12 protein-coding genes are annotated in these 11,751 nt (G+C 62.4%); 5 read left to right on the forward strand and 7 right to left on the reverse strand.

The window, feature by feature from the left end:
- Positions 1–21: 21 nt before the first annotated feature.
- On the reverse strand, positions 22–1,284 hold the full coding sequence (locus tag HV796_RS05385; RefSeq protein WP_175225426.1) for a CynX/NimT family MFS transporter: 1,263 nt from the start codon (positions 1,282–1,284) through the stop codon (positions 22–24).
- 203 nt (positions 1,285–1,487) lie between these two features.
- Between HV796_RS05385 and HV796_RS05390 the strand changes: the two genes are divergently transcribed.
- The gene (locus tag HV796_RS05390) at positions 1,488–2,051 is read left to right on the forward strand and encodes a CGNR zinc finger domain-containing protein (protein WP_175225427.1); all 564 of its coding nucleotides are present in this window, start codon (positions 1,488–1,490) and stop codon (positions 2,049–2,051) included.
- Positions 2,052–2,178: 127 nt separating this feature from the next.
- On the opposite strand, the gene HV796_RS05395 is transcribed toward HV796_RS05390, so the two are convergent.
- Complete coding sequence (locus HV796_RS05395) at positions 2,179–3,198, reverse strand: SGNH/GDSL hydrolase family protein (protein ID WP_175225428.1); 1,020 nt, start codon at positions 3,196–3,198, stop codon at positions 2,179–2,181.
- Between the two features lie 232 nt (positions 3,199–3,430).
- Between HV796_RS05395 and HV796_RS05400 the strand changes: the two genes are divergently transcribed.
- Positions 3,431–4,315: an SDR family oxidoreductase gene (locus HV796_RS05400; protein ID WP_175225429.1), complete on the forward strand. Its 885-nt coding sequence runs from the start codon at positions 3,431–3,433 to the stop codon at positions 4,313–4,315.
- 215 nt (positions 4,316–4,530) lie between these two features.
- Here HV796_RS05400 and HV796_RS05405 read toward each other — a convergent pair whose 3' ends face one another.
- Positions 4,531–5,058 (reverse strand): GNAT family N-acetyltransferase, encoded by a 528-nt coding sequence (locus tag HV796_RS05405; protein WP_175225430.1) that lies wholly within the window; start codon positions 5,056–5,058, stop codon positions 4,531–4,533.
- A 36-nt stretch (positions 5,059–5,094) separates the two neighbouring features.
- Between HV796_RS05405 and HV796_RS05410 the strand changes: the two genes are divergently transcribed.
- A complete protein-coding gene (locus HV796_RS05410; protein ID WP_175225431.1) occupies positions 5,095–5,661 on the forward strand; it encodes a helix-turn-helix domain-containing protein in 567 nt (188 codons plus the stop codon).
- Positions 5,662–5,706: 45 nt separating this feature from the next.
- On the opposite strand, the gene argE is transcribed toward HV796_RS05410, so the two are convergent.
- Genes argE through HV796_RS05430 form a run of 4 tightly spaced genes read right to left on the reverse strand, consistent with a single transcriptional unit; the run spans position 5,707 to position 9,347 of the window.
- A complete protein-coding gene (argE, locus tag HV796_RS05415) occupies positions 5,707–6,873 on the reverse strand; it encodes an acetylornithine deacetylase (protein ID WP_175225432.1) in 1,167 nt (388 codons plus the stop codon).
- Positions 6,866–7,543, reverse strand: a complete 678-nt coding sequence (locus HV796_RS05420) for a DUF1028 domain-containing protein (protein WP_175225433.1) — start codon at positions 7,541–7,543, stop codon at positions 6,866–6,868. The genes argE and HV796_RS05420 overlap by 8 nt, the downstream gene beginning before the upstream one ends.
- A gap of 10 nt (positions 7,544–7,553) precedes the next feature.
- The gene (locus HV796_RS05425) at positions 7,554–7,991 is read right to left on the reverse strand and encodes a RidA family protein (RefSeq protein ID WP_175225434.1); all 438 of its coding nucleotides are present in this window, start codon (positions 7,989–7,991) and stop codon (positions 7,554–7,556) included.
- Between the two features lie 15 nt (positions 7,992–8,006).
- Positions 8,007–9,347, reverse strand: a complete 1,341-nt coding sequence (locus HV796_RS05430; RefSeq protein ID WP_175225435.1) for a flavin-containing monooxygenase — start codon at positions 9,345–9,347, stop codon at positions 8,007–8,009.
- Positions 9,348–9,499: 152 nt separating this feature from the next.
- Here HV796_RS05430 and HV796_RS05435 point away from each other — a divergent pair, with 152 nt between their 5' ends.
- Positions 9,500–10,432, forward strand: coding sequence for a LysR substrate-binding domain-containing protein (locus HV796_RS05435; RefSeq protein ID WP_175225551.1), 933 nt, complete (start codon positions 9,500–9,502; stop codon positions 10,430–10,432).
- A gap of 147 nt (positions 10,433–10,579) precedes the next feature.
- Positions 10,580–11,731, forward strand: coding sequence for an aromatic ring-hydroxylating oxygenase subunit alpha (locus tag HV796_RS05440; protein WP_175225436.1), 1,152 nt, complete (start codon positions 10,580–10,582; stop codon positions 11,729–11,731).
- The last annotated feature ends 20 nt before the right edge of the window (positions 11,732–11,751 follow it).

The following is an 11,751-nucleotide window of genomic DNA, read 5'->3' on the forward strand; positions in this document are numbered from 1 at the left end:
GTGCATGAGACCGTGGAATAATCAGTTTTGCGAAATACGTGAATCCGGCGCGGCGTACCGGCTCCTCGCTGCGCCCAGCCCGACGACGGTCTGCGGCACCAGCAGGATCAGCAGAACCACGAGCGGCGCGCTCCAGCCGCCGCTCGCCTGCCGCACGGCGCCGATCGCCAGCGGTCCTGCCGCGGCCAACAGGTAGCCGCAGCACTGCGCCATGCTGGACAACTGCGCCGCATGCCGGCCATCTGGCGTGCGCAGCACGATCAGCAGTAGCGCAAGCGAGAACGCGGCGACCTGCCCCAGACCCAGCAACAGAATCCACCCGTACGCGAACGAAGCGGGCGCGAAGATGAGCCCGGCAAGCCCACTCGCCGTGAGCGTTGCGACCAGCACGGCGAGCAGTCCGGGCCTGCCTGCGCGTACGGCCAAGGTCGGCGCGACGAAAGCAGCGACGATGCCCAACAGGTTGGCGAGCGACAGCATCCATCCCGCCTCGCCCGCCGACAGGCCGGCGTCGATCAGGATGGAAGGCAGGTACGCGGTCGTCGCATAGTAGCCAAACGACTGCAGGCCCATAAAAGCGGTGACCAGCCATGCCACAGGATGCGTCCACATCCCGCGCACCGGTTGCGTAGCCGGGCTAGTCCGGGCCGGCTGCCGACGACGTTGGCGCCGTAGCTGAGGCACCCACGCGACCAGTGCCGCCGCGGCGAGCCATCCCCACAACGCGAGCGTCGTGCGCCAATCGGTATGCGCGGCACGCGCGAGCGGGACGGTCACGCCAGCCGCCAGCGCGGCGCCGATGGACAACGACATCGAATAGAGGCCCATCATGAGGCCGATATCGGGACCGCAGTCCCGCTTGATGATCGCGGGTATCAGCACATTCGCCACCGCGATACCCGCGCCGATCACGACGGTGCCGCCGAGCAGCGCGGGCATCGACGGAACGTCGCGTATCGCCGTCCCGACGCAAACCGCCACCATTGTCGCGCACAGGACGGACTCGATGCCGCACCGGCGAGCAAGCCACGGCGCGATTGGCGCGAGCAGGCCGAAGCACAGCAGCGGCAGCGTCGTGAGCAGGCCGGCAACGGCGGTCGACATACCGGTGTCGTGCCGGATGAGGTTGAGCATCGGCGACACCGCGATGATCGATGGCCGCAGGTTGAGCGCAAGCGCAATCACGCCGACGGCAAGCAGCAGCCTCGCGCGCGCATCCGGCGGCTGGCTGGCGGGTGAAACGACGGACGTGGCGTCCGCAGCAAGGTCTGATTGGGTAGTCATCGGAAGGCTTCTGCTTCTAAGGAGGCCGCAAGCGAAAGTTACGACTATAAATCAAACAGTCATAACTTACACACAGAAACATCAGCCTAATTGTTATTATCGTACCCGTTTAGTTCATCACTGCAGTGTGATAGTCTGAGTCAATGATCAAAAAAACAGCCCCTTCCCGGATGCCGCACGTCCCGCCAGCCGTCGACGACGACATGGCGCTGCTCCTGCGTTTCGCGAACACGCGCAACGATCGCTTTGGCCGCAGCGAACGTTTTGGTGATGCCGCGGGACTCTCGGCATGGCTCAGCGAGAACGGCTTCGCCGAGGCCGCGGCCAACGTGACGCGTGCCGACGCCGCCGCCGTGCGCGAACTGCGCGATGCCGTGATCACGCTTCTGTTGAGCCATTCGAGCGCCCCTCATATCAGTGCACAGGACGTGGAGGACGCTGAGAATCTGCTGCGGCGGATGGCCGCGCGCTACCCGTTGGTCACGATCGTGGATCGTACCGGCGCTCGCCTGATTCCCGCGAGTGGTGGCCTGCCCGGCGCGATCGGCCGGATATTCGCCGCGATAACCGAACTTGCGCTCGCCGACGCCTGGCATCGAATCAAAGCCTGCCGTAACCAAGGCTGCCACTTCGCGTTCCACGACCACAGCCGCAATAGCTCCGGCGCGTTCTGCAGCAACGTTTGCAGTAGCCAGGTCGCGATGCGCAATTACCGACAGCGGCGCCGCGCGGTTGCACAGACGGGGAACGACTCTCACTGCTCATGAGCGGCTAACGCTGTTTCGAGCGAAGGACGTTCTTCGAAGTAACGCCAGATCCGACACGCGCTATAAAAAGCTTCATGCGACGAACTTCGAATCGAGCGACCTGCAATGGGATCGTCATTCCCGAAGCTTAGTGTCCAAGCCCACTGCTCGCGATCTGCCGCTCGACGAACTGCGCGAAGAGTGCATGCAGGTGAGTGGTCGGATGGAGGTCATCCGCGAACATGTAGGTCTGGTCCGCATTGGGCGTGGCGTAGGTCGCCGGCGAGCAGAGCAATGACGTGTCGTCAGGCGTTTTCGACGGGTCACACGCCTGAGCGGTATTCGACACCGTAAAGCCATTCGCCTGAAAGTTCGCGAAAATCTGGTTCACCCAGCTATACGCGTCAATCTGGATAACCCTGCCCTGCAAACCGTTGCTTTGCAGCGCCGCATTTAGCGTGTCGTTGAAGAGCTGCGACAACTGCGTCAGGTTGGCCCCGCCGTCGGCCGATGCGCGTCCTGTGGGCGTCAAACCTATGTTCGGAACGTTGACCACCACAACGTGCGTGGCGCCGCTTTGCACGATCTGACCAACGATCTGTGCCAGCGTCGTCGCCGCGGTCTGCACGGTCGGCGCCGCGCCCGGCAGCGGGCCCGCACGCAGCACATCGTTCGCCCCCGCCCACACCAGCACGAGTTGCCCCGCATTGAAGCTTCCGTGGGCAGTCAGATAGCTCGAAACCTGCTGATTCACAGGCATTTCGACATTGCCGATCACGTCAACGAGGAAGTCGTTCAGGTTGGCGGGCGTCGCGACGGTGGCGCCGCCCTCGGCATAACCCAAGCCGCCTTGCGGGCTCAATTGATGGTTGAAGTCGATCGTGTACGCGGCGCCTAGCGTATCGCCATAGTATTGCGCGACAAGCTGACTCCACACCTGCCCGGGATTGGTCGTGAAACGCCCGCCGCCCACCGCGCCAGCGATCGGCGCAAAGGTTCCGACGTCCGACAGGCTGTCTCCAAACGAAACGGTTTGCAGATGGATGCCACCCGCCGGTCCCGTCGACGCACTGCCGCTGCCGCTGCTGCCGCCGCCGCCGCACGCAGCAAGCAATGCAATGGCGACGGCGGAAATTGCAATACGTACCTTTCTAACGATCGCTGGCATCGGGATTCCCCCTGTTTCGACGGAGCGTTGCGCCCGGATGGTTCACTCATCGTCAGCCGATGAAGGGCTTTAACGAAGGGTTTAAGCAAGAAGGATGCAAACGCTGACCTGAGCATTGCGTTTGACTTTAGATTTCTAATGACATCTAATATGGATGTCGCTCATCTTCTAATGGAAGATGGGTTCGTTCGGCATTCCACTCAACCTCGGCACCGGGTGAAAGGACTTCGTCATGTCAAAGGTCATTCTTATTACTGGCGCGAGCAGCGGCTTTGGCCGCGATACGGCGGAAACACTTGCATCCGCCGGGCATCGCGTATTTGCGTCGATGCGCGATGTCGCCGACCGTAACCGGCCGCACGCGGACGCATTACGCGCCGCAGGCATTCGCGTCATCGAGCTGGACGTCACCGACGATGCGTCGGTTGAGCGCGGGGTGGCCTTGGTGCTCGAGCAGGCAGGCCGGCTTGACGTTCTTGTCAACAATGCGGGCATTGGCTGCGCGGGCGTTTCCGAATCGTTCACGGCGGATCAGGTGCGCGCACTCTTCGACGTCAACGTCGTTGGCATTCAACGGATGTTGCGAGCGGCGTTACCCGCATTCCGGCACCAGGGAGAGGGCCTGATTGTGAATATCGGCTCGTTCATGGGACGGGTGACGTTTCCGTTTTTTGGCCTGTACGGCGCGTCGAAATACGCGATCGAAGCACTCAATGACAGTTACCGCTACGAGCTGTCGCAACTGGGCATCGACGTGGTGCTCCTTCAGCCGAGCACGTATCCGACGAATATGTTTGCCAGTGCCCAGCGGCCTGCGGACACCGCACGCGGTGACGCTTACGGCGAAATCGGCACGATCCCCGGCAAGATGGTGGAAACGTTGATGGATCGTTTTCAAGGCGAGCATGCCCCCGACCCGCATGACGTCGCCGAAGCGATCGCCTGGCTCGTCGAGCAACCGAACGGCTCGCGCGCCGCTCGCGTGGTTGTCGGTGATCCGTTTGGCGCCGACCTGGTCAACGAACAGGCTGCGTCTGTCCAGAGTCAGTTGATGGAGGGGCTTGGTCTGGCACAACTCGCGACGCTGCGCGTCGTTTCCCCGACCAGCGGGAACTAGCGTCGCCGGTGGTAAGCGACGCTTAACTGCTTGCCATTCAACCGGTCTTCGACTGAGGTTGCGGCGGTCGCATCGGCAACGGCCCGGTCAACCCGGCGCCGAACCGTTGATCACCAGCAATGAGAGCGCTCGACGCGGCAATTCGCGCCATCAGGACGTTCTGCGCAACGACCGCCGCACCTGCGCCAACAACAAGCCAAACAACAGCTGCAGCGTCATCGCGTTGCGACTACGTCAGGCGACGGACGGTCATCGAGCTTAAGCTGCATGAAGGCGAGATCGAGCCATGCGCCGAACTTCTGGCCCACTTCTTTCAGGTGTCCGACTTGTTCGAATCCGAGTTTTGCGTGCAGCCTGATCGAACCTGCGTTGTTCGCGTCGATGCCCGCGATCATCACGTGCTTGCCGATTGACTGGGCCCTGCCGATCAGCTTCTGCATCAGCGCCTCGCCGATGCCCTTTCCTCGCTGGTCACTACGAACGTAGACGGAATGCTCAACCGTGTGGCGATAACCGTCAAAGGCCCGCCAGTCGCTGAACGACGCATAGCCGATTACGGCCCCGCGCCCGTCCAGCGCCACGAGCACCGGGTAGCCGGCCTGCTGGCGACCTGACAGCCATGCCGCACGGTTCGTGTAATCGACGGTCGAATCGTTCCAGATTGCGGTCGTGTGCTTCACGGCGTCGTTGTAGATTGCCGCGATACCTTCGATATGATTGGGACCTGCATCGCGGATTTCCATTTGCAGCCCTTCCAATAGTCCACTATAGTAATACGAGTGTACACGATATTAGACAATGTCGATGAGCGCATCGGCGCCCGCATTCGGGCCGAGCGAGAAAGCCGCGGCTGGTCGCTGACCGGTCTTGCGGAGAAGTCGGGCGTGTCGCGAGCCATGATTCACAAGGTCGAGCGCGGGGAAAGCAGCCCCACGGCCACTTTGCTGGCGAAGTTCGCCGGCGCGTTCGGCATGACCATGTCGGCGCTGCTGGCATTCGCGGAACTGGAAGAGGGACGCCTGCTGCGTCTGGCGGACCAGCCGCTATGGGTCGATCCGGAAAGCGGATATCTGCGGCGCCACGTGTCGCCGAAATCGGCGTCCGGGTTAAACCTGGTCGAGATCGACCTGCCACCTTCAGCGGAAATTCCGATGCCGGCGGCAGCCTATCGGCAGGCTCAACAGTTAATCTGGGTGCTAGACGGCAACCTGGTGTTTATCGAAGGCGGAGAACGCCACGAACTGAGCACAGGCGATTGCCTTGAACTTGGGCCACCTGGCGACTGCGTGTTCAAGAACGAAAGTTCACGGACATGCAAATACGCGGTCATTGTGGTTCGGAAATGAAGCCCCGCGCGCGCCCGGCGCGAAGCCACAAGTAGCGTCAAGGCGTCAGTAGTCGGGGGTCGAAAGGTATTCGGCCACACGAACCATCATCGCGTCGCATTCCGTCAACTGCGCGACGGTAATGAACTCGTCTGGCTTATGCCCTTGATCCATGCTGCCCGGCCCGCACACCACCGTCGGAATGCCCACCCGCTCGAACAATCCGCCTTCGGTGCCGAATGCAACGGTACCGAACTCCGACGAATTGCTTAGCATCGCCAATAGACGAGCCGCTTCGCTATCGGGCGCGGTGGCCAGTCCCGGGTAGGCACTCAACGGCTGCAGACGGATATCGGTGTCGCGCTGCACCGCGCGCATTTTAGGCAGCAATTCGGCCTGAGCGTACGTCTGCAATTGATCCGACACCTCCTGCGCGTTGAAGTCCGGCAGCGCCCGCACTTCGAAGTCGAACTCGCATTCGGCGGGCACGATGTTCAGCGCGCGCCCCCCCTTGATGACGCCAGTCTGGACCGTCGAGAACGGCGGGTCGAAGCGCTCGTCGTGGTGCTCGGGCTGCGCCAGTTCGTCACCGATCTGCTCGAGCTTGCCGATCAGTCGCGCCGCGTATTGAATCGCGTTGACGCCATAGGGTGCGTACGCCGAGTGGCACGCCGCTCCCTTCACATGGCAGCGCATCGCCAGCTTGCCCTTGTGGCCCAGCACCGGTTTCAACCCGGTCGGTTCGCCGATCAGACACAGCTGCGGCCGGTGCGAACGTTTTTCGAGTTCCGCCAGCATCGACCTCACGCCGAGGCACCCGACTTCCTCGTCATAGGAAAACGCGAGATGCACGGGCCGCTTCAGCGGCCACCTGAGAAACTCCGGCACGGCCGCCAACACCGAAGCAATAAAGCCCTTCATGTCCGCGCTGCCACGACCGTACAGCCGTCCGTCGTGTTCGGTCAGGCGAAACGGTTCCACCGTCCACGCCTGCCCGTCGACCGGCACCACATCGGTATGGCCGGACAGTACCAGGCCACCCCGATCGACAGGACCGATAGTGGCAAACAGATTGGCCTTGGTGCGCGCTTCGTTGTAGAAGAGTTCGCATTGCACCCCGTGCGCCTCCAGATAACGCTGGATAAACGCGATCATCTCGAGGTTGGAATCGCGGCTGACCGTCGCGAAGCCGATCAGCCTGTCGAGTAGTTTCTTGCTCGACCCTTCATTCATCGCCCGGTACTCCGTAGCTAGGGGCCGCGGACGGGTTCAACGCTCGCGTCAGATAGTCGTGCATCTGCGGCCGATAAGCTTTCCATAGCGCATCCAGTTGCCCGATCGGGTCTTCATCCGCCCAGTCGACGCGCAAATCGACGATCGGCCACACGACGTCGCCGACCACCTTGAGTGCCGCCGAATGCACCGGCCCCGCTTCGCCGCCGGCCGCGAGCCCAGCCTGCATCGTCGATAGCAAACGGTCGGCGAGCATGCCGGACGCTTTCTCGAACGCCTGAACCATTGCTTCGATCACGTGGGCGCCGGCCAGCATGTTGCCCGCCGCCACACACTGCGCGCCCGCAACCGCGTGGTGAGTGCCCAGTGCTTCCTTACCCGTGAAGAACGCCGTCCGGCCCTGACTATCGACCACGGTAACCTGCCGGTACTGGCTCCAGTTGTCGGCGTTGAGCGCATGGTCACGTGCGGCGGCGGGGGTGTGCTGCCCGGCGCCGAGAAGATCGAGAATCTGCACGCCGAGCGCCGGCAGTGTGACATTCTGCGTTGCCACCGCCCCGACGCCTGCGCGCACCCACGCGCATCGTGCGCCGACCGCGATACTGGACGAACTGACCGCGATCCCGAGCTGGCCCGTTTGCTGGCAGCGTCCGACAATCGAAAATGTCATGTCCTGCTCCTCAAACCTGGGCCGGCTTCCAATTATCGGGGATCACCGCGATCACATCGATTTCCATCAGCCATTGAGGCTGCCCCAACGCGCTCACCACCAGGCCGGTCGAAATCGGGAACACCCCCTTCAGCCATTTGCCGACCTCCTGATACACCGGCTCGCGATAACGAGGGTCGATGATGTACGTGGTGGTTTTGACGATATGGGACAGATCGCTACCCGCTTCCTCGAGCAATTGCTTGATGTTCTTCATCGCCTGCTGGGCCTGCGCTTGCGGATCGCCAAGCCCGACCAGATTGCCGTCGAAATCGGTGCCCACCTGCCCGCGCACATAGACGGTGTTGCCGGCCCGCACCGCCTGGCAGAGGTCGTTGTCCAGCGCCTGGTTCGGGTACGTATCCTTCGTGTTGAACATGCGGATGCGAGTGTGGGTCGGTTGGTTCATCGTGCACCTTGTTGGTCAGTCGAAAAGATCGGCGAGATGGCGCGAATCAGGTTGGGCGCCATCTGAGCCCTGCGTGCGGCAGTCATTCGCGTGACGCTGCGACGCATCGCGATACGACAGGTAATTGCGCTGGATCGCGATATGGTCCGCAATGTGCCGTGCGTCGTGCCATACCCCCCAGATGAAACTGGAGCCGCGGCGCGATAACCACGGCAGCCCCAGAAAATAGATACCGGGCTCGCTCGACACGCCGCGCTGATGTTGCGGCTTGCCGTTCGCGGAGAACGCATTGACCTTCAGCCAGCTGTAGTCTGCTAAATAGCCGGTTGCCCAGATGATCGTCGTCACGCCGGCCTGGGCCAAGTCGAGTTCCAGGATCGGATGAATCACGCAGTCCGGATCGGGCAGCATCCTGCGCGCCTCGGGTTCTTCCGGAAGATCGAGCCCATTGCGTGCGATATAGTCATCCGCGGCGTCGAGCACCGCCAGATAGTTCTCATCGCCGCGCGCGAGGTTGTCCGCCAGATCCGCCTCGAAAGCGATCACGCCGCGCTCGAACGACTTCGTCAGACCCACGAGTGTGATGCCCTGCTGAGCAAGCGCCCGGAAGTCGACTGTATGACCGCCGCGCGCGCCGCTGACCGCGATCGTCACATGCTCCCGGCCCGGCGTCGCGACTTCCTTGTCCCATTCGCCCAGCACGCCGAGCCACCAGCAATAGTCGCGATGGCGGTATGCGCGCGGGGGGCGATCATGAGGACCGACCGACAAATAGACCGTTTTGCCTGCGCGTTGCAGTTCATCCGCGATCTGCACGCCTGATGACCCGGCACCCACCACTAGCACCGCACCGTCAGGCAGTTCGCGTGGATTGCGATAGTCGGCGGAGTGGATCTGCGTCAGTGTCGCGTCTTTCGGAATGATCGGCGGAATCAACGGACGCTGGAATGCGCCGGTCGCAACCACCACACGGTTGACTTCGATCACGCCTTCCGATGTCTCGACCATAAAGCCCGGCCGGCCCGGCGCACGTTCGACGCGCCTCACTTCCACGCCGGTGCGGATCGGCGCGTTGAACTTCGTTGCGTACGCTTCGAAATACGCGGCGACCCGTTCTTTCGACGCAAACGCATCGGGATCGAGATCGTCGAACTCGAGCCCTGGAAACCGGTCATGCCAGACGGGGCCGTTCGCCACCAGCGAATCCCATCGCCCGGTGCGCCAGCGTTCGGCAATGCGGGCGCGTTCCAGCACGAGGTGCGGCACCCCTTGCCTGCCCAGGTGCTCGCTCATCGCCACGCCGGCCTGGCCGGCGCCCACCACGAGCGTATCGATTGACGTTACGTCAGCGGTCATCGCTGTCTCCTTCTAAAAGCGCTTGTGCAATCTACGCCCGCGTTCGGCATCCGAAAAACACATTTCAAAAATGCAATTCATCGTTTTTCCCTATGCAGGCCGATTTCTGGCGACCCACAATGGCGGCGGATAAAGGCATCGAGGGACAAGCGATGGAAGTGGGCCAGTTGCACTATTCGTTGCGGCAGTTGCGGTACTTCGTCGTCACCGCGGAAGTGTTGTCTTTCACCGCGGCGGCCCGAAAGCTGCATATCTCGCAGCCATCCATTTCGACGGCGCTGGCCGACCTGGAAGCATCGTTCGGCGTGCAACTGTTTATCCGCCATCACGCGAGCGGCCTGTCGCTGACGCAAGCGGGCCGCGACATGCTCGGACAGGCGCGCAATCTGCTCAAGAACGCAGAAGAACTGCAGTCCGCCGCGCGCGAGATGGACAGTGGCATGTCGGGCGCCATCGCGCTCGGCTGCATGGTTTCGCTCGCGCCGCCCGTGATGCCGGCGCTGATCAGCCGCTTTATCGCCAGCCACGCGGGGGTCAGCTTCCGCACCCAGGAGGCGCATCAGGACGACCTGTTGCGCGGCTTGCGCGACGGCACGCTCGATCTCGCGCTCACCTATAGCCTCGACCTCACCGACGAAATCGCGTTTACCCCACTCGTGTCGCTGCCGCCGTACGTGATCCTGCCCAAGCTGCATCGGCTGGCACGCGCGCGGGCACGTGCGGTTTCGCTCACGGAACTGCTCGACGAACCTTACGTGATGCTTGACCTGCCGCACAGCCGCGAATACTTCGCAGCCCTGTTCGATGTGGTCGGCACGCGGCCGGTGCCGGCGTTCCGTTCATCGCAACCGGAAGTAGTACGCGGCATGGTCGCCAATGGTCTCGGCTATAGCATCCTGAACTACCCGCTGAAATCGTTCCGAACGGTGGACGGCGCGGACTTCGTGATCAAGCAGTTCAAGGAAGACGTACTAGCGACGACGCTGGGTATCGCGCAATCGCGCGAACTCAAGCCGCGTCAGGTCGTGAAGCGCTTCGCGGAGTTCTGCGAGACCCAGATTCGCGAGTTGCACCGCAACGGCTGATTGAGCGGCCTGCATAAGCCGCCTGCATGCGCCAACTGACGCACTGCATAGGTAAAAACTGTCCTTTACATCCAAAAACAATATTTTGGCTGGTAATTTGACTTGATAGATTGGTGTGCATCGCAACGCATGCTAGATGGAGACCCTATGGCTGCTCTTGCACCCTCGCCCGACACCGCATCCGGGATCGCTCGTGAATTGCAGGCGAACTGCGAGCGGCCATTCGAGGACGCGCGCGCGATGCCGCCAAGGGTCTACACGTCCGAAGCGTTTCTCGCGCTCGAGCAGCGCGAGATCTTTCGCAAGGAATGGCTCTGCGTTGGGCGCGCCAGTTCGCTCAGCAACCCCGGCGATTATCTGACTGCGCACATCGACGGGCAGCCCGTCGTCGTTCTGCGTGACGAACAGGGTACGCTGCGCGGTTTATCGAACGTCTGCCTGCACCGGATGTCCGTGCTGCTCGAAGGACGCGGCAACGTCAGACGTATCGTGTGCCCGTATCACGCGTGGAACTATGCGCTGGATGGCACGCTCGCGGGCGCGCCGATGATGGACCGGCAGCCGGGCTTCTGCAAGGAAAGCTACCACCTTCCCTCCATTCGTTGCGACGTCTGGCAGGGTTGGATTTACGTCACGCTCAATGCGGACGTGCCGCCCGTCGCGACCCAGCTTGACGCGCTGACGCAACTGATCGAGCCATACGGTATGACGGACTACGTCGAGACCTTCCACGAAGCACACGTGTGGAACACCAACTGGAAGATCCTCGCGGAAAACTTCATGGAAAGCTACCACCTGCCGATGCTGCATCGCGCGACGGTAGGCCCGCATTCGCGGCTCGACGAGATGGAGTGTCCGCCCGGACAGCCCGCCTTTAACTATCATTGGATCACGAAGGAAGCGTCGCTGCCGATCGGTAATGCGCACCCGGACAACACACGTCTGCAAGGACACTGGCGGCGCACGACTGCGCTCCTCGCGATCTACCCGACTCATCTTGTGACGCTCACGCCGGGCTACTTCTGGTATCTGCTGCTGCAACCGCGCGGTGTGGGTCAGGTGGAGATCCAGTTCGGCGGCGGACTGTCACCGGAATTCATCAACGATCCGCAAGCAGCGAACTACATGGCCACGCTGAAAACGCTGCTCGACGAGGTCAATGCAGAAGACCGGCGCGGCGTCGAAGCCGTGTTTCGCGGGGTGCACGCGCCGCTCGCGAAGCCCGGCAACCTGAGCCATCTCGAGCGGCCGAACTACGACTTCGCGCGCTATGTGGCGCAGCGAACCGCCACGTCATGACGCGCGCGACCGCGCACCGG

Origin of the sequence: Paraburkholderia humisilvae (genome assembly GCF_902859855.1) — a bacterium.
Lineage (GTDB): Bacteria > Pseudomonadota > Gammaproteobacteria > Burkholderiales > Burkholderiaceae > Paraburkholderia > Paraburkholderia humisilvae.

Coding starts and splice junctions, on each gene's coding strand:
- argE (WP_175225432.1), bottom strand. CDS start 6,873: ATGAATGAAGGGTCGAGCAAGAAACTACTCGACAGGCTGATCGGCTTC.
- HV796_RS05385 (WP_175225426.1), bottom strand. CDS start 1,284: ATGACTACCCAATCAGACCTTGCTGCGGACGCCACGTCCGTCGTTTCA.
- HV796_RS05435 (WP_175225551.1), top strand. CDS start 9,500: ATGGAAGTGGGCCAGTTGCACTATTCGTTGCGGCAGTTGCGGTACTTC.
- HV796_RS05395 (WP_175225428.1), bottom strand. CDS start 3,198: ATGCCAGCGATCGTTAGAAAGGTACGTATTGCAATTTCCGCCGTCGCC.
- HV796_RS05425 (WP_175225434.1), bottom strand. CDS start 7,991: ATGAACCAACCGACCCACACTCGCATCCGCATGTTCAACACGAAGGAT.
- HV796_RS05390 (WP_175225427.1), top strand. CDS start 1,488: ATGGCGCTGCTCCTGCGTTTCGCGAACACGCGCAACGATCGCTTTGGC.
- HV796_RS05405 (WP_175225430.1), bottom strand. CDS start 5,058: ATGGAAATCCGCGATGCAGGTCCCAATCATATCGAAGGTATCGCGGCA.
- HV796_RS05420 (WP_175225433.1), bottom strand. CDS start 7,543: ATGACATTTTCGATTGTCGGACGCTGCCAGCAAACGGGCCAGCTCGGG.
- HV796_RS05440 (WP_175225436.1), top strand. CDS start 10,580: ATGGCTGCTCTTGCACCCTCGCCCGACACCGCATCCGGGATCGCTCGT.
- HV796_RS05400 (WP_175225429.1), top strand. CDS start 3,431: ATGTCAAAGGTCATTCTTATTACTGGCGCGAGCAGCGGCTTTGGCCGC.
- HV796_RS05430 (WP_175225435.1), bottom strand. CDS start 9,347: ATGACCGCTGACGTAACGTCAATCGATACGCTCGTGGTGGGCGCCGGC.